Here is a 20,458-nt window from a genome sequence, read left to right as displayed (position 1 = left end):
GTCACTGCTCCAGGCTCGGGGGGTTCGCGGTGTTCGCGGTATCGGCGGTGTTCGCGGTGTTCAGGGGGACCCGCACGGACGGGAAGTCCGCGGAGTCGGTGGGGGTGACGACCAGGGCCCGCCGCTCGGCCCGGGACAGCCGCACCACGAGGTGGCGGCGCCAGGCGGCGTCGTCCCGGTCGGGGTGGTCCTCGCGCCAGTGGCAGCCGCGGGTCTCCACCCGCCGCTCGGCGGCGGCGACCAGCACCCGCGCCACGCACAGCAGGTTCGTGGCCTCCCAGGTGTCCACACCCGGTTCGGCGGTCTTGCCGTGCGCCTCGAGCTCGCCCAGCGCGGTCGCGTACAGCGCTTCGAGGGACTCGGCCGCCGTGCGCAGCGACTCGGCGGAGCGCAGCACGCCCGCGCCCTCCGTCATGATCCGCTGGATCTCGTAGCGGGCCTCGGCGGGCTGCAGCGGCCCCGTCGCGGGGACCGGGACGCCCGGGCCGCTGCCCGAGGGGGCGTGCCGGGTGATGTCCTCGGCGATGCGCTCGGCGAAGACCAGCCCCTCCAGCAGGGAGTTGGAGGCCAGCCGGTTCGCCCCGTGCACGCCCGTGCAGGCGACCTCGCCGCAGGCGTACAGGCCGGGGACGGTGGTCCGGCCGTGCAGGTCGGTCCGTACGCCCCCGGACGCGTAGTGCGCGGCGGGTGCGACGGGGATCGGCTCGGTCACCGGGTCGATGCCGTGCGAGCGGCAGGCGGCCAGGATGGTGGGGAAGCGCTGCTCCCACATCTCGGCGCCGAAGTGCCGGGCGTCCAGGTACATGTGCTGGGCGCCCTGCTCCAGCATGCGGCGCGTGATGCCCTTGGCGACGATGTCGCGCGGCGCCAGCTCGGCCAGCTCGTGCTGGCCGACCATGAACCGCACGCCGTCCGCGTCGACGAGGTACGCGCCCTCGCCACGGACCGCCTCCGAGACGAGCGGCTGCTGGCCCTCGGCGTCCGGGCCGAGGAACAGCACCGTCGGGTGGAACTGCACGAACTCCAGGTCGGAGACCTCGGCCCCGGCCCGCAGGGCGAGCGCCACCCCGTCACCCGTGGACACCGACGGGTTGGTCGTCGCGGAGAAGACCTGGCCCATGCCGCCGGTCGCGAGGATCACGGCGGGCGCGTGGACGGCGCCGACGCCGTCGTGCTGGCCCTCGCCCATGACGTGCAGGGTCACCCCGGCCGTCCGGCCCTCCGCGTCCTGGAGCAGGTCCAGGACGAGTGCGTTCTCGACCGTCTCTATGCCGGCCGCGTGCACGGCCTCGACGAGCGCCCGGGAGATCTCCGCGCCGGTGGCGTCGCCGCCCGCGTGCGCGATCCGGCGCCGGTGGTGGCCGCCCTCCCGGGTCAGCTCTATCTCCCCGGTCTGCGCGGAGGTGTCGAAGACGGCGCCCGCCGCGATCAGCCGGCGCACCGCGCCCGGCCCCTCGGTGACGAGCAGCCGTACGGCGTCCTCGTCGCACAGCCCCGCGCCCGCGACCAGCGTGTCGTCGAGGTGCTGCTCGGGGGTGTCCCCCTCGCCGAGGGCCGCGGCGATGCCGCCCTGGGCCCAGCGGGTGGACCCGTCGTCGAGCCGGGCCTTGGTGACCACGACCGTACGGCGGCCCGCCGCGGCGCAGCGCAGCGCCGCGGTCAGCCCCGCGACGCCCGAACCGACGACCACGACGTCGGCGTCGACGGCCCAGCCGGGGGCCGGCGCGTGCAGCCGTATGCCGGTGCCCGCGCCCGTGTCCGCGCCGGTCCCCGCGCCCGCTTCTGCGCCGCCCGACGGGACGGCTCTGCCTGGGGTGCTCACGTGTGTGCTCCGAACTCCAATGGGATGTTGTCGATCAGCCTGGTGGCGCCCACCTTCGCCGCGACGGCCAGCACGGCCTGCCCGGTGAAATCGGGCCCGACGTCGGTGAAGTCCCGCGGGTCCACCAGGGCCAGGTAGTCCAGGACGAGGGGCGGCTCGTGCCGGCCCGCCTCCTCCAGGACGTGCCGCGCGGCGGCCCGTACCGCGTCCGGCAGCCCGGCGTCGCCCGCCGCCGAGACGGCGTGCGCGTCGGCGGAGGCGCGGATCTCGCCCAGCCGGGCCAGGGCCGTGGCCCGCTCGTCGCTGGCCGGGGCGGCCTCGGCGCGGGCCCGCAGCGCCGCCTGCGCGGCGAGCCGGTCCTGCCCCGCGAACAGGGCGCGGGACAGGGCCAGGGCGGTGTGCCGCTCGACGGGGGAGAGGTAGCGGTTGCGGGACGACAGGGCGAGCCCGTCGTCCTCGCGGACGGTCGGTACGCCGACCACCTCCACCGGGAAGTTCAGGTCCGTCACCATCCGCCGGATCAGGGCCAGTTGCTGCGCGTCCTTCTGACCGAAGAGCGCCAGGTCGGGAGCGGTCAGGTGGAGCAGCTTGGCGACGACGGTCAGCATCCCGTCGAAGTGCCCCGGACGGGTGCTCCCTTCGAGGCGCCCGCCCATCGGACCGGCGCTGATCCGCACCTGCGGGTCGCCGCCCGGGTACACCTCGTCGACGGCGGGCGCGAACACCGCGTCGGCGCCCGCCCCTTCGGCGATCGCGAGGTCGGCGTCGAGGGTGCGCGGGTAGCGGTCCAGGTCCTCGCCCGCCCCGAACTGCAGGGGGTTGACGAAGACGGTGACGACGACCTGCCCCTGCGGCCCGGCCAGTTCGCGGGCGGCGCGGATCAGGGTGGCGTGGCCCTCGTGCAGGGCGCCCATGGTCATCACCACGGCCCGGCGGCCGTTGCGCGGGAGCTTCCGGAGCTCCTCGGCGGTGTCGAGCAGCAGTTCGCTCATGGGGCGCTGTCCCCTTCCGGCTCCGCGTCGGCGAGTACGCCGAGCAGGTCCTCGGCGAGTTCGGGCTTGAGCAGACCGTGGGCGAGGGCCCGGTCCGCGGTCGTACGGGCCATCGCCAGGTACCCGGCGACCGTGCCCGGCGCGTGCCTGCGCAGCTCCGAGACGTGCGCGGCGACCGTACCGGCGTCGCCGCGGGCCACCGGCCCGGTCAGGGCGGCGTCCCCGGAGCGCAGCGCGTTGTCCAGGGCCGCGCCGAGCAGCGGGCCGAGCATCCGGTCGGGGTGCTCGACCCCGGCCTTGGCCAGCAGCTCCATCGACTGGGCGACCAGGGTGACCAGGTGGTTCGCGCCGAGGGCCAGAGCCGCGTGGTAGAGCGGTCGGTTCTCCTCCGCGATCCACTCGGGCTCCCCGCCCATCTCGATGACCAGGGCCTCCGCCGCGAGCCGCAGCTCCTCGGGGGCGGTGACGCCGAACGAGCAGCCGGCCAGGCGCTGCACGTCGACCTCGGTGCCGGTGAAGGTCATCGCGGGGTGCAGGGCCAGCGGCAGCGCCCCCGCCCGGCGGGCCGGGTCGAGCACGGAGGTCCCGTACCGGCCGGAGGTGTGCACGAGGAGCTGTCCGGGCCGGACCGCGCCCGTCTCGGCCAGCCCCTGCACGAGGCCCGGCAGCGCGTCGTCGGGCACGGTGAGCAGCACCAGGTCGGCCAGCTCCAGCACCTGTGCGGGCGGTACGAGCGGCACGTCGGGCAGCATCCGGGCGGCCCGGCGGACGGACGCGTCGGAGACTCCGGACACGGCGACGGGCCGGTGCCCGGCCTGCTGGAGCGCACGGGCCAGCGCGGGGCCGACCCGGCCGGCTCCGACGACGCCGACGGCGAGCCGGGCAGGGCGCGGCTGCTGTGATGGATTCACGCGGGAAGGGCCTTCCGTTCCAGTCCGCGGGGGGTACCGGACGATACGCCGCCATGCTAGTGCCCTGACCGGAAAGCTTCACCGCCTCACGGCGCCCGGCACCGGCCCCTGGGGACCGGGCCGCCCGGTCGGCGATGATCGGGCCCATGACCGATCAGAGCGGGGACACGGAGTACGAGCGGCGGCTGGTGGCGGCCTGGCGGGCGGCGGAGCGCACGCTGGCCCGGAGCCCGCGCGAGGCCACCCTGGGCGGGCTGCTGGCGCAGCTGACGGACGCCCCCCACGACCCGGACGAGCAGGCGGACCTCTACGGCGACGGGGTGGTCGCAGCCCTGGAGCGCCGGGTCGCGGAGCTCCTCGGCACCGAGGACGCGGCGTTCTTCCCCTCCGGCACCATGGCCCAGCAGATCGCCCTGCGCTGCTGGGCGGGCCGCACCGGGAACCCGGTGGTGGCCCTGCACCCGATGAGCCACCCGGAGCGGTGGGAGGAGGAGGCCCTGTCGGCCGTCTCCGGTCTGCGGGTGGTCCACCCGACGGCGGACCCCCGCCACCCCACGGCCGCGGAGGTCGCCTCCCATCCGGAGCCCTTCGGCACGCTGATGCTGGAGCTGCCCCTGCGCGACGCGGGTTTCCTCCTGCCCACCTGGGAGGAGCTGGAGGACGTGGTGGAGGCCGCCCGCGAACGGGAGGCCGTGGTCCACTTCGACGGGGCCCGGCTCTGGGAGTCCACGGTCCACTTCGGCCGCCCGCTCCCGGAGATCGCCGCCCTGGCCGACTCGGTGTACGTGTCCTTCTACAAGTCCCTCGGCGGGCTCAGCGGGGCCTGCCTGGCGGGAGCGGCGGACTTCGTCGAGGAGACCAGGGTCTGGCGCCACCGGTACGGCGGCCGCGTCTTCCGCCAGTTCCCGGCGGCTCTGTCCGCGCTGAGGGGCCTGGAGCGCGAGCTGCCCCGGCTGCCGGAGTACGTGCGCCACGCCCGCCTGGTGGCGGGCGCCCTGGGCCCGGCGCTGGCCGCTTCGGGCATCGCCTGGTCCCGGGTCCACCCGGAGGTCCCGCACACCCACCAGTTCCAGGTCTGCCTGCCCTTCGAATCCGCGCACCTGACGGAGACGGGCCTGCGCACGGCGGAGGAGACGGGCCGGGTCCTGTTCCGCCAGTGGTCCCCGACGGCCGTCCCCGGCATCTCGGCGACGGAGCTCACGATCGCCGCCCCGGGCCTGTCCTGGACGGCGGCGGACGTGGCCGAGGCGGTCGCGGACTTCACGGCCCGGCTGTAGGGCGTCCGCGCCTCGGGGTCCGGGGCGGAGGCCCGGGAAACGGAGAAGGGGCGGGGCGGGGCCGGCTCCGCGCAGAGGTACACCCGCCCACCCCGCCCCGCACACGAATCACCGAATTCCGCGAAAACGACCGGCGAACTCCGGCCACGGGGTTACCGTCCCTCCGATGGGAATTCCCGGGACCGGAGGAGACACCATGACCGTGCAGCCCGCGGCAAGCACCTGGCAGAAGTCCTCGTTCTGCGGCGAAGGGGACGCCTGCGTCTACGTCTCCGCCACCCCCGGCTCCCTCGTCCGCGTCGCGGACCGCGCCGACCCGGCCCACCTGGTGCTCGCCACGACCCAGGCCGCCTGGGCCGATTTCCTCCGCGCGGTGAAGGAAAACGGCTAGAACCGCCGCGCCGCACCCCTCCCGCTTGAGGGGATTTTGTCCGATTAGCGCGTATCTTCGGCCCATGCCCACGCCCTACGGATCCCGCGGCGGCATGGCGTTCAGCGCTGCCGAACTGCTCGTGCTCAGGCGCTCGCTCGCCCACGCCCTCCAGCCCTCCACGGCCCCCCTCACGGCCCCGGAGGTCCAGGACTGCCTGCGCCTCGCGCAGTCGGTGGACGATGCGGTGCAGGAGGCGGGCCGGCTCAGAGCGTTCCTCCTGGCGGACCTGGCCCGCTACCGGGGCGCTCTGCCCGGCAGCCTCCCCGGGTACCTGGAACTGCTCCAGGACGCCCTGGCGGGCGGCTACGAGCCGGTCCCCGACGACCTCGCCGCCCTGCGCGCCCTGCGGGCCAACCCGGTCGCCGCGGCGCTGCTGGCCCGGGCGCAGGGCATCGCGGAGCGCTCCGTACGGCGCCGGCTGTCGACGGCCCCGGCCCCCCGCACCCGGCTGCTGGCGCTGGCCGGGGGCCAGGACCAGCGGCCTTCCCCCGAGCCCCGGCCGAAGGAGCCCGCGCGGCCGGAGAAGCCGATCCCGACGCCCGGCGAGGTCTTCCCGCCACGGCGCAAGCCCACCCCGCCCCCGGCGGCCGACCGCGCCGCCGGCTAGTGCTGTGACCGGACGGGTTCACCGGGTCACGGCGCCCGGCACGGCACCTCGCCGCGTTGTCGGACCACGCACGTACGTCCAGTACGAGACGTGGCCCTCCGCCTTGCGATGCACCGCACCGGACACCGCGACCCGGCAGACCTTTCCGGCCGCAGCACTGGCTACGCTGTCCGCATGGACTACGTCTCCGCGCTCGTGCCCCCCGCCGTGATGGCCGCGTTCTTCATCGCCCTCGTCAGGACGATCGTGAAGACCCAGGGCGGCGCGAACAAGGCCAAGGAGGACGCCGCGGTCGACGCGGTGATCTCCCGCGCCGCAGCCGCCCAGCAGCAGAAGTAGGGCTCCCCCGAGGGGCGACGGGCGTACGGCCCCACCGGCCGTGCGCCCGACTTTCTTGCGCGTTGCTCCCCGAATAGTCGGGCAATTCCGCACAAGCCGCACTATCGTGCTGTTGTGCCTCGCCCCTTGGGAGAACTCGAAGACGCCGTCATGACGCGGGTGTGGCAGTGGAACCGCCCGGTCACCGTTCGGGAAGTACTGGAAGACCTCCAGCAGGAACGGTCCATCGCCTACACCACGGTCATGACCGTTATGGACAATCTTCATCAGAAGGGCTGGGTCCGCCGGGAAGCCGAAGGCCGCGCCTATCGATATACGGCGGTCTCCACCCGCGCCGCCTACTCGGCCGCACTGATGAACGAAGCCTGGTCCACGAGCGACAACCCGGCCGCCGCGCTCGTGGCCTTCTTCGGCATGATGTCGGCGGAACAGCGCGAAGCCCTCCGCGACGCCGTGCGCATCGTCCAGCACGACGACGAGACCGCCGCAGCACCCGAAGCCGAAGGGGACTCCGGCGAGCGGCCGGGGGAGCCGGGGCGATAGCGTCCCGTCGCATGGGAGAGTTTTCCGCCGCATCCGCCGCGCATGCAGAAACAGTGACGATCCGCCGTGCCCGCACCGGTGATGTCCGCGCGGTGCGCCGCCTGCTGGACCAGTACGTGCAGCAGCGGATCCTCCTCGACAAAGCGCCGGTCGTCCTTTACGAGGACATCCAGGAGTTCTGGGTCGCGGAACGCGTCTCGGACGCCCAGGTCGTCGGCTGCGGCGCTCTCCACGTGATGTGGGAAGACCTCGCCGAAGTGCGCACTCTCGCGGTGGACCGGGAGTTGAAGGGCGCCGGCGTCGGCCATCGCGTACTGGAGCAGTTGTTGCGCACGGCCCGCGACGTCGGCGTGAGCCGGGTTTTCTGCCTGACCTTCGAAGTGGACTTCTTCCGCAAGCACGGGTTCGTCGAGATCGGCGAGACGCCGGTCGAGACGGATGTCTACATGGAGCTGCTTCGTTCCTATGACGAGGGTGTCGCCGAGTTCCTCGGTCTCGAACGAGTGAAGCCGAACACCTTGGGCAACAGTCGGATGCTTCTGCACCTCTGAACGATCACCGCGGTTTTTCCCGTGCGCCGCCCGCCTGTGGCCTATGTCCGAATCGCGCACGTTTCCCGCCTCGTTGCGGTCCTGAACCTCTCCCCGGGGGTTTGTGTTTTCCAGGCAAAAGCGGTTTCCTTTCCGCGTACTGCTTTTCGATGAAAGGAAATCCCGGTGGCACAGAAGGTTCAGGTCCTTCTTGTCGACGACCTCGACGGTGGCGAGGCGGACGAGACTGTGACGTTCGCTCTGGATGGCAAGACCTACGAGATCGACCTCACCACCGCCAACGCTGAAAAGCTCCGCGGCCTGCTCGACCCGTACACCAAGGGCGGCCGCCGTACCGGTGGCCGGGCCACCGCGGCCCGTGGCGCCAAGGCCCGCGCCGCCGCGACGGCCGGCAGCACGGACACCGCCGAGATCCGCGCCTGGGCCAAGGCCCAGGGGCTGAACGTCAACGACCGCGGCCGCGTCCCGGCCGACATCCGCGAGGCCTACGAGAACCGCTGACCCGCGGCTTCCCGTAGGGGCGTACGCCGCCTCAGGCGCGCCCGGTGGCATTCCGTCGCCGCCGCCGCCACCAGACGTACGAGATCGGGCCCGCGAGCGGGCCCGGCGGCCCGCCCCGGACCGGGCAGGGCCGGCAGCAGTGCCTCACACCCCTGCTCGGGGGGTCGCAGCCACACGGCGGCCCCCCGAGGGCTTTTCCCCAGGGGCGTCCCCGGGGGAGCCGGGGCGGTCATCCGGCCATCCGTACCCAGGGCCGCGAGATCCAGGGCGACCCCGCCCCACTCCAGCCAGTCGAGCAGCCCGTCCAGCTCCTCCGCGCCCCCCGCGGCCACCAGGAAGTACATCCGGTGCCCCGCCAGCGCGACCGGACCCGTGGGCACCGGCCTGCGCAGCAGCGCCGCCCCCGCATCGGACGGCAGCTCCAGGGCGTCGAACCGGGTCCCCGTGGCGAGCCGGGCGGGCGCGGTGCCCAGGACGGTCCAGCCGAGCACCCGCTCGTACCAGCCCGCGCACGTCTCCTCCCCGGATGGCATCCGCGGCCCCGGGACGGCCTGGGCGGCGGCCTGCGGGGCGTTCGGCACGGGGGTCGGCACGGCGGTCTGCGGGACAGTTGCGGCCATGTCCGGAGCAACTCCCGAAACCGCCCCGGGTTACGGTCGGCGTGACACACTGCACTCGCGGTGATGCGGAACGTAAACATCCATGAGGCCGGAGTCCCGCATTCGGGACGGAACCGTGTTCGCCCTTAGCGGAGGGAACCGGTGCCAGTGGCATGGAGTGTCAGTCCTTACGGGTAAGACATTCCTAGTGGATCGGGGCGACACGCTGATTTGAACGGCTTCCGTTCGCCATCGGCGTACACGCATGACGGGTATCTGCCTGGCCTGCGGGAACATCGTCTCGCACCATCGAGTTGGAGCAGTAGTCGGCTCTAACAGCCGGTTTTCCTCACCGACGTGGGGGTGAGCCGTGGACGGATGTCGGCAGTTGGAATGAGCTGTCCCGCCCCACGGGACTAGCATGCGGAAGGACAGGGCGGGGACCGACCCCGAACTGCCCGACCGCTCTGAGGAGCGATAAACGATGTTCGAGAGGTTCACCGACCGCGCGCGGCGGGTTGTCGTCCTGGCTCAGGAAGAAGCCCGGATGCTCAACCACAACTACATCGGCACCGAGCACATCCTTCTGGGTCTGATCCACGAGGGTGAGGGTGTCGCCGCTAAGGCCCTGGAGAGCCTCGGGATTTCGCTCGAGGCTGTTCGCCAGCAGGTCGAGGAGATCATCGGTCAGGGGCAGCAGGCCCCGTCCGGCCACATCCCCTTCACCCCGCGGGCGAAGAAGGTCCTGGAGCTGTCGCTCCGCGAGGCCCTCCAGCTCGGCCACAACTACATCGGCACCGAGCACATCCTGCTCGGCCTGATCCGCGAGGGCGAGGGCGTCGCCGCCCAGGTCCTCGTGAAGCTGGGCGCCGATCTCAACCGAGTCCGGCAGCAGGTCATCCAGCTGCTCTCCGGTTACACCGGGGGCGGCAAGGAGTCGGCCACGGCAGGCGGCCCGGCCGAGGGCACGCCCTCGACCTCGCTGGTCCTCGACCAGTTCGGCCGCAACCTCACCCAGGCTGCCCGCGAATCCAAGCTCGACCCGGTCATCGGGCGCGAGAAGGAGATCGAGCGGGTCATGCAGGTGCTGTCCCGCCGGACGAAGAACAACCCCGTCCTCATCGGCGAGCCCGGCGTCGGCAAGACCGCCGTCGTCGAGGGCCTGGCCCAGGCGATCGTCAAGGGCGAGGTCCCCGAGACCCTCAAGGACAAGCACCTCTACACGCTCGACCTGGGTGCCCTGGTCGCCGGTTCCCGCTACCGCGGTGACTTCGAAGAGCGCCTGAAGAAGGTGCTCAAGGAGATCCGCACCCGCGGCGACATCATCCTGTTCATCGACGAGCTCCACACCCTCGTGGGTGCGGGTGCCGCCGAGGGCGCGATCGACGCCGCCAGCATCCTCAAGCCCATGCTGGCCCGTGGTGAGCTCCAGACCATCGGTGCCACGACGCTGGACGAGTACCGCAAGCACCTCGAGAAGGACGCGGCCCTCGAGCGCCGCTTCCAGCCGATCCAGGTGGCGGAGCCTTCCCTCCCCCACACGATCGAGATCCTCAAGGGCCTGCGCGACCGCTACGAGGCCCACCACCGCGTCTCCATCACGGACGAGGCCCTCGTCCAGGCGGCGACGCTGGCCGACCGGTACATCTCGGACCGCTTCCTCCCGGACAAGGCGATCGACCTGATCGACGAGGCCGGCTCCCGGATGCGCATCCGCCGGATGACCGCGCCGCCGGACCTCCGCGAGTTCGACGAGAAGATCGCGGCCGTGCGCCGCGACAAGGAGTCGGCCATCGACTCCCAGGACTTCGAGAAGGCGGCTTCTCTCCGTGACAAGGAGAAGCAGCTGCTGGCGGCGAAGACCAAGCGCGAGAAGGAATGGAAGGCCGGCGACATGGACGTCGTCGCCGAGGTCGACGGCGAGCTCATCGCCGAGGTCCTCGCGACCGCGACCGGCATTCCCGTCTTCAAGCTCACCGAGGAGGAGTCCTCGCGACTGCTCCGCATGGAGGACGAGCTCCACCGCCGCGTCATCGGCCAGAAGGACGCCATCAAGGCGCTCTCCCAGGCGATCCGCCGTACCCGTGCGGGTCTGAAGGACCCGAAGCGCCCGGGTGGCTCGTTCATCTTCGCCGGCCCGTCCGGTGTCGGTAAGACCGAGCTCTCCAAGACGCTCGCCGAATTCCTCTTCGGCGACGAGGACGCGCTGATCTCCCTCGACATGTCGGAGTTCAGCGAGAAGCACACGGTTTCCCGTCTCTTCGGTTCGCCCCCCGGTTACGTGGGCTACGAAGAGGGCGGCCAGCTCACCGAGAAGGTGCGCCGGAAGCCGTTCTCCGTCGTCCTCTTCGACGAGGTCGAGAAGGCCCACCCGGATATCTTCAATTCCCTTCTCCAGATCCTGGAGGACGGTCGCCTGACCGACTCCCAGGGCCGGGTCGTGGACTTCAAGAACACGGTCATCATCATGACGACCAACCTGGGTACCCGGGACATCTCGAAGGGCTTCAACCTGGGCTTCGCGGCCCAGGGCGACACGAAGACCGGCTACGAGCGGATGAAGGCGAAGGTCAACGAAGAGCTCAAGCAGCACTTCCGGCCCGAGTTCCTGAACCGTGTCGACGACACGGTCGTCTTCCACCAGCTCACCGAGGAAGACATCATCCAGATCGTCGACCTGATGATCGCCAAGGTCGACGAGCGCCTCAAGGACCGCGACATGGGCATCGAGCTGAGCGGTGACGCGAAGCTCCTGCTCGCCAAGCGCGGCTACGACCCGATCCTGGGTGCCCGTCCGCTGCGCCGGACCATCCAGCGCGAGATCGAGGACGTGCTGTCGGAGAAGATCCTCTTCGGCGAGCTGCGTCCCGGCCACATCGTGGTCGTCGGCAAGGAGGGTGAGGGCGAGGAAGCCAAGTTCACCTTCCGCGGCGAGGAGAAGTCGGCTCTGCCGGACCTCCCCCCGATCGAGGCCACGGGCTCCGGCCCGGACCTGTCGAAGGGCGCGTAACGCGAGAGCAGTACCAAGGGGCGGCCCCGGGACCGGAAGGTTCCGGGGCCGCCCCTTTTCTGCGTTTCCGCGTTTCCGTCCTTCCGTGCCCGTGGTCAGCCGAGGTTGGCGCGGGGGAAGTGGCGGGCGACCCAGTCGCGGTGCCCGGCGAGCCGCTGCGGACCCGGGGAGGTCAGTACGAGGTCCCGCACCGAGGGCATCCGTACCGAATCCGGGATGTCCTCGCGGACGGAGGCCGGCAGCTCCAGGTGCTCCACCTGCTTCAGGCGCCCGATCGCCTCCCAGCCGGCCCGGTCCGGGGCATGGGCCAGGGACAGGCTCCGCAGCTCCTCGTGGCGGACCAGGAGCTCCAGGGACGGGGTGGGCTGCGCGAGCCGCAGAGAGTGCAGCGACACCCCGGGGGCGAGGTCGTCGAGGGACCACTCGGCGTACACGCCGTCCAGGGTGAGGTAGCGCAGGTTGCGCCAGCTGCGCGTCACGGCGCCCACGGGCGGGGCGTCGGCCAGGGCTATCAGGGCTTCCTCCACGGGGAGTCCTTCGAGCCCGCCGAGATCGAGCAGCGCGTCGCACCGGGAGATGCCGACCGACTTCAGCGCGCTCTGTCCGCGCAGGAAGTCCACATCCGTCAGCACGCCGTTCTCGAAGACGGTCAGCCGCTCGACCCGGACCCGCCGCAGGCAGTCGGTCAGCGCCCGGTGCGAGAGGTCGCCCGTCACCCACAGCCCGCGGGGGGTGAACGCGCCGAGAGCCTCCAGCTGGGCCTCGGAGGTCACGATGATCTGCTGCGGCGGGGGATCGATGTGGGAGATGACCTCGGCGACGTACCGGTCGATCTCGAACCTGGGCCACAGCTGCACCAGCGTCTCGCGCACGGTCGCCGAGGGATGGTCGCAGTAGCGGGCCAGGAACGGGATGGCGAGGTCGGAGGCGACCGCGCCGGCGGTGACCACGGCGAGGTGGGCCTCCGTCTCCGTGGCCGCCTCCCGGGGCCCCGGCAGCAGGTCGAGGACCAGCGGGCCGATCCGGCCCAGGACCCGGGCGGTGGAGACGTCGGACGGCGGCACGAGGCGGGCGGCCTGCGCCTCCACGTCCGCCCGCAGCGCGGGGTCCAGCTCCGCCGCGAACTCCAGGGAGGCCAGGGCGAGCAGCAGCGCCCGCTCGGAGCCCTGGGCCAGCAGGGTGCGGATCAGATCCCTCCGCTCCCGGGGGCGGCCCTGGGCCACCGCCATGCGGATGACGTCGGCCCACTGGTCGTCCCCGGCGTGCGAGGCCAGCTCCCCGAGACCGTGCTCGTCCAGGGCCGCCCGGGCCCCGAGGAAGTCCTGGAAGGTGCGGTGGACGAACTCGACGGTCTCCGCAGTCGGAGCGCGCAGCAGCCCGGTCCGGTCCAGGAAGTGCTTGAAGACGGCCCGGGCATCGCCCAGCACCCGCGCCGCCTCCGGGACGGAGGGCAGCGCCCCCTCGATCAGGGCCCTGGCCCGGTCCTGGTCCATCTCGGTGCGGCCGTTGCGGATCAGCCAGTACGCGAGCCGCTGCAGCAGCTGGAGCTGCGGCTCCTCGGCGAGCTCCGGCATCAGCAGCTGCCGCTCGTGGTCGCGGCGGTGCAGCAGCATCGACAGGGCGGCCGTGTACAGCTCCTTGCGGCCCGAGGGCAGGAACCCCCGCCGTTCCCGGTGCAGGGCGCAGATCAGCCCGCACAGCAGCGGGTTCGTCGCCAGCCGGGCCAGGTCCGGCTTGGTGCGCACGGAGTCCAGCAGCTGGTCGCGGCGGTCGTCGAGGTCGTCGTCCCAGACGGGGTCCCCGATCCGGGCCGCCTCGTGCCAGCGCTCCACGAACGCCGCCACCTCGGTGCGGTTCATGGGGGAGAGGACCAGCTCCTGGAAGCCGGCGGCCGAGAGCCAGTCCTGCCGTACGGCCGACGGCCGGGAGGTGACCAGCCAGCGGTTGCCCGGGTAGGCGCCGATCAGCCCCTCCAGCCACTCCCGGGCCCGGGCCCGGTCGGCCTCGGGGACCTCGTCGAGGCCGTCGACGAGCAGCAGCCCGCGGCGGGCCCTCAGGACCCTGCCCTCCCAGCCCGGTGGCTGCTCCCCGGCCAGCGGGGAGCCCACGGCCGTGAGGAACTCCTTCAGCTGCGGGAGCCGCTCGCCGCCCCGGACCAGGGTCCGCAGGGGCAGCACGAAGGGGATCCGCCCGTCCTGGCCGCCCCGGGCCGCGGAGACGGCCAGCCACTGGACCAGCGTGGTCTTGCCCGACCCGGCCTCGCCGCGGAGCAGGGCGCAGGGGGTGCGGGTGAGCACCTCGTCGGCGGCCCCGGGGTGGCCGGGGACGTCGCGGGGCCGCTGCGGGTTGCTGCGGACGTCCTCCGGGCCGAGGGCGGTCGGGGCGGTGGCCTCCAGGCTGATGTAGGCCACGTCCAGCGGCCACCGCGCCCTGTCGTGGGCCAGGTCGACGCCGTACAGGGTGAGCGTGCCGTGCGCCCGCAGGACGTACCGCAGGTAGTCCCGCTCGAACGCGGCGTCGTCGCCGGAGGGCGGGGGCGCCGGGTTCTCCAGGGCCCGGGTGATCCGGTCGAGCATGCGCGTCTGCTCGACCAGGGTGGCCGCGACGAAGGTGTCCCGCGTCGTGAAGAAGTGCAGGACGTGCAGGCAGGTCACCTCCAGCAGGGCCCCGTAGAACAGCTCGGCGTCCCGCGACAGCCCCAGGTACGGCGCGGCCGCCCGCAGCCGCCGGGCGAGGGCCGCCGGGTCGAGGCGGACGGCCAGTACGTCGTCCATCGTGATGTCGCCCAGCGCGTGCAGGGTGCCCGCGAGGGCCGTGGCCACGCCGGCCCGCTCGTCGGGCGGGAGGCGGAGGTCGCCGGGGGCCCGGACGGCCCGGGCCACCAGTTCCTCGGCGAGGGCGTGCAGGGCGTCCGCGTCCAGGGTGCCCTTCTCGTGGAGGGCGACCCGCGGCGTGAGCCGGGGTGGATCGTCCACCAGGCCCGCGCCCGGACCTTCCGTGCGGAAGAGCTTCTTGATCAGCGGGGTGACGGCCCCCGACGCCAGACGGATTCCCACCATCGATAAGTCCACGACGTCGGAGCCTAGTGACGCGTTGCACTCCGCAGGTCCCGGACCGGCCAGTCGAAGGTCCCTCCCCGGTGACAAGCCGCACAGGGCAAATCGGACCTACTAGGAACTCTCGTAGATTTTGGCGCCCGTTTTGTCCCGCCATCCCCCCAGCCGGGACGGCGTCAACAGGCCGGAGATCCCCGCGTCCGCTACGAGACCGGGTAGTAATGGGGAGGTTTGGGGAAGTTCGGGAGCTCGGGTTACCAATGTCGGGCCAGCCCGGTACGCACTTCATCGTGCCGGGTCACTTCATGCCCGTAGCGGCGAGAAGTCAGCCCTTGTCCCCGGCCCCGGAGGTCTCATTCATGTTCGCGAAGCGCGTCAACACCCGTCGTACCCGTACCGCCGTCACCGCCACCGCTCTCGGCGCCGTGCTGGCCCTGGGAGCCGGGACGGGCGCCGCGTTCGCCGACACGACGCAGACCAGCAAGGCCGCGTGGGAGAAGCCCGTCGCGAAGTACACGCTGTCCGCGACCTTCGCCCAGGCCGGCGGCATGTGGGCCCACAAGCACTCCGGCCAGGACTTCGCCGTCCCGTCCGGCACCCCGGTCGACGCCGCCGCGGCGGGCACCGTCGTCAAGGCCGGCCCCAACGGCGGCGGCGACGGCCCGGCCTACGGCAACGCCATCGTGATCAAGCACGGCAACAACACGTACTCGCAGTACGCGCACCTCTCGAAGATCCAGGTCAAGATCGGCCAGAAGGTCGCCAAGGGCCAGCGGATCGCCCTGTCCGGCAACACCGGCAACTCCAGCGGCCCGCACCTGCACTTCGAGATCCGCACCACGCCGAACTACGGCTCGGCCGTGAACCCGGTGGCCTTCCTGCGCAACGCGGGCGTCACCCTCTGATCAGCCGGTCAGCCATGAGTGGGACATGGTCTTCTTGACCGCCGCGTCGGTCTTGCCCGCGTTGTACGTGGACGCCTGCTCGGGCGTGAAGGCCATGCTGTAGGTCCGTATGTTGACCATGGTCCCCTGCCAGGGGGCGGCCCAGCCCTTCGCGTGCCGGGCCCGTCCCAGCTGGAGGGGGCCACTGCCCTGCCAGATGCCGGGGACCTGGGTCTCGGCGGCCTTCTTGCCCTCCACGTAGAGCGTGATCGTCTTCTTCTCCGCGTCGTAGGACGCGGTCAGCACGGTCGACTCCTTGAGGGTCTTGACCCCCTCGGCCGCGATGGTCTTGACGGTCGACGCGTCGCCCTTGTCGCCCGTCTGCACGCGGAACACCCAGGCCTGCTTGCCGTTCACCTCGTCCAGACCCAGCTCGAACGAGAACGAGTCCCCGTCGCCCTGGCTCATGGCCATCCGCGGGCCCTTCGTCGCGGAGTTGTAGGCGCGGACCGCGAGGGTGAAGCTCTTGGACGTGTCCACGATCTGCGCGGCCGTCTGCCCGTACGAGTTCTCGTTGCCCTTCAGGCGGAGCTCGAACCGCTTGCCGTAAGGGCCGATCGCCGCGTCGGGACCCAGCTTGACGTCGGCCTTGCCGCCGCCGTCGCGGAGGGTGGACGGATCACCCGCGACGGTGGGCGAGTTGTCCGCGGGGCCGCTCGGATCGGCGGAGGCGGACGCGGAGGGCTGGTCCGAGACCACGTCCTTCTTGCCGTCGTCGCCGCCGCGGTTCAGCAGCAGGAACGTTCCCCCGCCGGCCAGCAGCGCCAGTACGGTCACGCCGCCGCCCAGCATCCACAGCCGCTTCCGCCGCCGCTCCGCGGCGGCCCGGTCCGCCATCGCGTCCCAGTCCGGCTGCGACCCGGAGGCCACGTGCAACTCGTCGGGCCCCGCGGGCCACTGACCGCCGGCGCCGCCGCCCGGCTCCGGCGAGAACGGCTGCGCGGCACCGAATCCCCCGCCCGGCGGCGGGTAGCCGTAGCCACCGCCCTGCGCGGGCGGGAACCCGTAACCACCGGGCTGCGCGGGCGGGAACCCGTAGCCGCCTGGCGCGGGGGGCCCCGGCGGGAACCCGTAACCGCCGCTCCCCGGGGCGGGCTCGGGCTGCGGGTTGCTGGGAGGATTCGTGCCGTCGGTCATGCCTGGGATGCTAAGTCACTGACCCGTACGGGCGTAGTGCCAGGGCACCACGGCCGGATTCCGACGCCGCCGTGGCACCGCGCCGGGGTGGCGCCGGTGCTTCCCGCAGCCCCCCGCACCCGGCCCCGGCGGCCCCTGCGCGTACGGGCCGCTGCGCGGGGCCTTCCCCCGCCCCGCCCCTTCCCGGCGTACCGAATCTGCGTCTCCGCCGCGTGGGGGGCTCCGCCCCGGACCCCGGTCCTCAAACGCCGGACGGGCTGGGGGCGCGGCCGGGCCGGCGGGGCCAGGGGCGCGGCGCAGCCGTCCCGCGGCGCCGCGGCGCCCTACGGGAGCTGGATCACCGGGAAGCTGCCCGTCGCCGTCGGGGCGTGTTCCGGGAGCCACAGGACGGCCACCGCCCCCGCCGCCGACCCGGGCGGACTGCCGGCCGAGCCCGCCACGTTGCGGAACGTCAGCCGCGCGCCCAGGACCCGCGCCTGCCCCTCCGCGATGGTCAGCCCGAGACCGTGGCCGACCCCCGCCCGGTCCGTCGAACCCGTGCGGAACCGGCTCGGGCCCTCGCGCAGGAGGGCCTCCGGGAAGCCCGGCCCGTGGTCGCGGACCCGGACGACCCGGCCCTCCACGTCGACCTGGATCGGCGGCTGCCCGTAACGGGCGGCGTTGGCCAGCAGGTTCCCCAGGATCCGCTCGAGCCGGCGCGGGTCGGTGCTGACGATCTCGTCCGCGACCACCCGCACCGAAGCCTCCGGCATCAGCGCCTTCACCCGGCGGCTCACGAACTCGCCCAGCGCCACGTCCTGGAGCTCGGCCCGCTCGGACGCACTGTCCAGCCGGGCCACCTCCAGTACGTCCTCGACGAGCGCGCGCAGCGCCTGCGCCCGGTCCCGCACCAGCTCCGTCGGCCGTCCCGGAGGCAGTAGTTCCGCCGCCGTGAGCAGGCCCGTCACCGGGGTGCGCAGCTCGTGCGCGATGTCCGCGGTGACCCGCCGCTCGGCCTCCAGCCGCTGCTGGAGCGCATCGGCCATGGCATCGACGGCCCGCGCGAGGTCGTCGGTCTCGTCGCGTACGACGCCCCCGACCGCGTCCCGCACCCGCACCTCCGGGTCCCCGTGCGCGACCCGCTGCGCGGCCGCCGCGGCCTTGCGCAGCCTGCGCGAGATCTGCCCGCCGATGAGCACGCCGAGCGCCGAGCCGCCGATGACCACGGCGAGGGAGCCGACGACGAGGGCCCGGTCCAGGTCGCGCACCATGTTGGCGCTCTCCCGGAACTGCGTGTGCAGCGACAGCACCTGCCCGTTCCCGAGCGGTACGGCCGCCCACACCTCCGGCAGCCCGTGCGGGTTCTCCTGCACGAAGGTGCCGCGCCGCCCGGACCGCGCCTTCTCGCGCAACTGCGCGGGCAGCTCGGGGTCGTTGACCTTGGCGCCCATCATGGGCCGGCGCCCCGAGTCGGTGTTGCGGGAGATGAACTGGACGCGGTCCAGCTGCACCTCACGGGCGCTCTCCAGCATCGAAACCCGGGCAGCACTGTGCACCACGAGGCTCAGTGCGACGGCGGTGAGCGCGCCGACGGCCGCGATGGCGAGGGTGATCTTCCAGCGGATCCCCGTCCGGAGGGTGAACCGTCTCATGCCTTGAGTTTGTATCCGAAGCCCCGGACCGTCTCGATCCGGTCCTGCCCGATCTTGGTGCGCAGCCGCTGGACGTGGACGTCGACGACGCGGGTGTCGCCGCCCCAGTCGTAGTCCCAGACCCGCTCCAGCAGGCGGTCGCGCGACAGCACGGTGCCGGGCGCGGAGGAGAACTCCAGCAGCAGCCGCATCTCGGTGGGGGTCAGGGCCACCGGGGCGCCCGCCTTCCGCACCTCCATGCCCTCGGTGTCGACCTCCAGGTCACCGAAGGACAGCACCCCGCGCTCCCCGTCCGGGCCGTCGGCATCGTTGGCCGGCCCGCCGTTCCGGTCGCCGCCGGAGTGGTCGAAGCGGCGCAGCACGGCGCGGATGCGGGCGACGAGCACGGACCCGTCGAAGGGCTTGGTGACGTAGTCGTCGGCGCCCGCCTCCAGGCCCAGCACCACGTCGATGGAGTCGGCGCGCGCCGACAGCATGATCACGGGGACGGTGGACTCGTCGCGGATGCGGCGGCACAGGCTCACGCCGTCCATGCCGGGGACCATCACGTCGAGCAGGGCGATGTCGGGCCGGTTGGCCCGGAAGGACTCCAGGCCGGACAGCCCGTCGGGCATGGCCGTGACCATGAACCCGTCGCGCTCCAGCGCCAGGGTCGTGGCCTCACGGATGACGTCGTCGTCCTCGACGAACAGGACATGGGTCTCGGCCATGCGGAAGCCTCGCCTCAGTTCTTCTGGGTCTGTGCCGGGGCAGGCTGGGCCCCGCCGTCGACCACGTTGCTGTACTCCGAGTGGACCCGGTCCTGCTCGGTGAACTTCTGCCCGTTCCAGTGGTACGTGATCACGTCCTCCCCCGACGGATACGCGAGCGCGTCGCTCTTCGCGTACACCTGCTTCGTGACCACCAGGTCGCCCCGGTCGATCTCCGCGTACAGGGGCGGCTGCTCGTCCGAGAACACATTCTCGTACTTGCCGCCCTCGGAGCGGTACACGTACGAGCCGCGGCCGAGCGCATCGGCGCAGGAAAGGACGTTCACGACGATGTCGACGACCGGGCTCCCGGTGACCTTCCCGTAGCTCACGTCCACCGGGTACTCGTTGGCCGAGCAGGGCTTGAGGTCCCGCTTGACCGCGGCGCTGACCTTGGGGTCCGCCATCAGCAGCTTGACGGGGTCGACCTTCTTCAGGGCCTGGCCGAACGGGGCGGCGGACGGCGAGGAGGGGTCCTCCACGTCCCTGGACGAGGAGGCCTCGGGCGCCGTGGGCGAGGTGGACGCCGCGGGCTCCGCCGTGCCGGCCTTGGCCACGGCGTCACTGCGGGCGGGGCCGCCGTCGCGCAGGCCGGTGCCTCCGGTGGAGCAGCCGACCGCGAACACGGCAGTGCCGACGAGGACGATCGCCCCCGCCGACATCAGGACCAGAGAACTCCCGGGCAAGCCCGTCGGACCCCTGTTGTGGCCGTTCAGGCCGCGCACCGCTCACGCCCCTCGTACCGGATGGTGTGGTCACCGCGCTCCAGCGCGCGCATGTCCAGATCCCGGCTCTCCAGTTCCTGGCGGAGACGGGCCAGCGCGCGGTGCAGTGTGCTCTTCACCGTACCGGCAGACATCCCGAGCGCGGCAGCGGTCTCCTCGGTGCTCATCTGCTCCCAGTGTCGCAGCACGACCACGCTGCGCTGTTTGGGCGCGAGCACCTTGAGGATGTCCATGAGCAGCGCGCGGTCGGCGCGCTGGTCGGAGCCGTCCTCGACGGAGGCGTCGGGCAGCTGCTCGGTGGGGACCTCTTCCAGCTTGCGGGCGCGCCACCACTCGGTACGGGTGTTGATCATGACCCGGCGGAGGTAGGCGTCGGCCAGCGACTTGTCCGCGATGCCGTCCCAGCGGCCGTAGGTGCGGACGAGCGCGGTCTGCAGGAGGTCCTGCGCGTCCGTCGGGTCCGGGACGAGGCGCCGGGCACTGCGCAGCAGGGCGTCCTGCCGGGTGCGTACGTACTCTTCGAATTCGAGTACATCGCCGTGCGCCATCTCAACCGCCTCCGCTGCCGTCCGCCCGCTCATCCGCTGTCTTACGGATCCGAAGGTACGGACGGGTTGTCACGGCACTGTGC

Annotated in this window: 19 protein-coding genes; 9 read left to right on the top strand and 10 right to left on the bottom strand. The window is 72.5% G+C overall.

The features are described 5' to 3' along the window. Position 1: 1 nt before the first annotated feature. From ACIGFK_RS10645 to ACIGFK_RS10635, 3 genes are all read right to left on the bottom strand, one after another. A complete protein-coding gene (locus ACIGFK_RS10645; protein WP_376661097.1) occupies positions 2-1,738 on the bottom strand; it encodes an L-aspartate oxidase in 1,737 nt (578 codons plus the stop codon). Positions 1,739-1,818: 80 nt separating this feature from the next. Then, a complete protein-coding gene (panC, locus tag ACIGFK_RS10640; RefSeq protein ID WP_376661087.1) occupies positions 1,819-2,814 on the bottom strand; it encodes a pantoate--beta-alanine ligase in 996 nt (331 codons plus the stop codon). Next, positions 2,811-3,725, bottom strand: coding sequence for a Rossmann-like and DUF2520 domain-containing protein (locus ACIGFK_RS10635; protein ID WP_376661088.1), 915 nt, complete (start codon positions 3,723-3,725; stop codon positions 2,811-2,813). The genes panC and ACIGFK_RS10635 overlap by 4 nt, the downstream gene beginning before the upstream one ends. 146 nt (positions 3,726-3,871) lie before the next feature. Here ACIGFK_RS10635 and ACIGFK_RS10630 point away from each other — a divergent pair, with 146 nt between their 5' ends. The 7 genes from ACIGFK_RS10630 (at position 3,872) to ACIGFK_RS10600 (ending at position 7,976) form a co-directional block, all read left to right on the top strand. Further along, positions 3,872-5,002 (top strand): threonine aldolase family protein, encoded by a 1,131-nt coding sequence (locus ACIGFK_RS10630; RefSeq protein ID WP_386464359.1) that lies wholly within the window; start codon positions 3,872-3,874, stop codon positions 5,000-5,002. Positions 5,003-5,198: 196 nt separating this feature from the next. Next, positions 5,199-5,393, top strand: coding sequence for a DUF397 domain-containing protein (locus ACIGFK_RS10625; RefSeq protein ID WP_376661090.1), 195 nt, complete (start codon positions 5,199-5,201; stop codon positions 5,391-5,393). Between the two features lie 64 nt (positions 5,394-5,457). Next, on the top strand, positions 5,458-6,042 hold the full coding sequence (locus ACIGFK_RS10620; protein WP_400051248.1) for a hypothetical protein: 585 nt from the start codon (positions 5,458-5,460) through the stop codon (positions 6,040-6,042). 174 nt (positions 6,043-6,216) lie between these two features. Next, positions 6,217-6,381 (top strand): hypothetical protein, encoded by a 165-nt coding sequence (locus ACIGFK_RS10615; RefSeq protein ID WP_376661092.1) that lies wholly within the window; start codon positions 6,217-6,219, stop codon positions 6,379-6,381. A 114-nt stretch (positions 6,382-6,495) separates the two neighbouring features. Beyond that, a complete protein-coding gene (locus tag ACIGFK_RS10610) occupies positions 6,496-6,924 on the top strand; it encodes a BlaI/MecI/CopY family transcriptional regulator (protein WP_376661093.1) in 429 nt (142 codons plus the stop codon). Between the two features lie 11 nt (positions 6,925-6,935). Beyond that, positions 6,936-7,475: an amino-acid N-acetyltransferase gene (locus tag ACIGFK_RS10605; RefSeq protein WP_376661094.1), complete on the top strand. Its 540-nt coding sequence runs from the start codon at positions 6,936-6,938 to the stop codon at positions 7,473-7,475. Positions 7,476-7,640: 165 nt separating this feature from the next. Then, positions 7,641-7,976 carry an Lsr2 family protein gene (locus ACIGFK_RS10600; protein ID WP_376661095.1) on the top strand — a complete coding sequence of 112 codons (336 nt, stop codon included), beginning with the start codon at positions 7,641-7,643 and terminating at the stop codon, positions 7,974-7,976. Here ACIGFK_RS10600 and ACIGFK_RS10595 read toward each other — a convergent pair. After that, positions 7,961-8,596 (bottom strand): SCO3374 family protein, encoded by a 636-nt coding sequence (locus ACIGFK_RS10595; RefSeq protein WP_400051246.1) that lies wholly within the window; start codon positions 8,594-8,596, stop codon positions 7,961-7,963. The two genes, ACIGFK_RS10600 and ACIGFK_RS10595, sit on opposite strands and share 16 nt — an antisense overlap. A gap of 463 nt (positions 8,597-9,059) precedes the next feature. Here ACIGFK_RS10595 and ACIGFK_RS10590 point away from each other — a divergent pair, with 463 nt between their 5' ends. After that, complete coding sequence (locus tag ACIGFK_RS10590; protein WP_183066669.1) at positions 9,060-11,585, top strand: ATP-dependent Clp protease ATP-binding subunit; 2,526 nt, start codon at positions 9,060-9,062, stop codon at positions 11,583-11,585. 95 nt (positions 11,586-11,680) lie between these two features. On the opposite strand, the gene ACIGFK_RS10585 is transcribed toward ACIGFK_RS10590, so the two are convergent. Next, complete coding sequence (locus ACIGFK_RS10585) at positions 11,681-14,644, bottom strand: NACHT domain-containing protein (RefSeq protein ID WP_376660309.1); 2,964 nt, start codon at positions 14,642-14,644, stop codon at positions 11,681-11,683. A gap of 356 nt (positions 14,645-15,000) precedes the next feature. Between ACIGFK_RS10585 and ACIGFK_RS10580 the strand changes: the two genes are divergently transcribed. Next, positions 15,001-15,546: a M23 family metallopeptidase gene (locus ACIGFK_RS10580; RefSeq protein ID WP_376660308.1), complete on the top strand. Its 546-nt coding sequence runs from the start codon at positions 15,001-15,003 to the stop codon at positions 15,544-15,546. On the opposite strand, the gene ACIGFK_RS10575 is transcribed toward ACIGFK_RS10580, so the two are convergent. The 5 genes from ACIGFK_RS10575 to ACIGFK_RS10555 form a co-directional block, all read right to left on the bottom strand. Continuing rightward, the gene (locus tag ACIGFK_RS10575; RefSeq protein WP_376660307.1) at positions 15,547-16,722 is read right to left on the bottom strand and encodes a LamG-like jellyroll fold domain-containing protein; all 1,176 of its coding nucleotides are present in this window, start codon (positions 16,720-16,722) and stop codon (positions 15,547-15,549) included. It abuts the gene before it with no gap. Between the two features lie 323 nt (positions 16,723-17,045). Next, a complete protein-coding gene (gene cseC / locus ACIGFK_RS10570) occupies positions 17,046-18,353 on the bottom strand; it encodes a two-component system sensor histidine kinase CseC (RefSeq protein WP_376660306.1) in 1,308 nt (435 codons plus the stop codon). After that, positions 18,350-19,063 carry a two-component system response regulator CseB gene (cseB, locus tag ACIGFK_RS10565; RefSeq protein WP_376660305.1) on the bottom strand — a complete coding sequence of 238 codons (714 nt, stop codon included), beginning with the start codon at positions 19,061-19,063 and terminating at the stop codon, positions 18,350-18,352. Before cseB ends, cseC begins: the two co-directional genes overlap by 4 nt. Before the next feature lie 14 nt (positions 19,064-19,077). Continuing rightward, complete coding sequence (locus ACIGFK_RS10560; protein ID WP_386464344.1) at positions 19,078-19,827, bottom strand: hypothetical protein; 750 nt, start codon at positions 19,825-19,827, stop codon at positions 19,078-19,080. Continuing rightward, positions 19,815-20,375: a SigE family RNA polymerase sigma factor gene (locus ACIGFK_RS10555; RefSeq protein WP_376660303.1), complete on the bottom strand. Its 561-nt coding sequence runs from the start codon at positions 20,373-20,375 to the stop codon at positions 19,815-19,817. Before ACIGFK_RS10555 ends, ACIGFK_RS10560 begins: the two co-directional genes overlap by 13 nt. Between the last annotated feature and the right edge of the window lie 83 nt (positions 20,376-20,458).

The organism is Streptomyces sp. NPDC085524 (genome assembly GCF_044541755.1).
Classification (GTDB): Bacteria; Actinomycetota; Actinomycetes; order Streptomycetales; family Streptomycetaceae; genus Streptomyces.
Note: the sequence above shows the minus strand (reverse complement) of the source record. Positions and strands in the feature narration are given on the sequence as shown.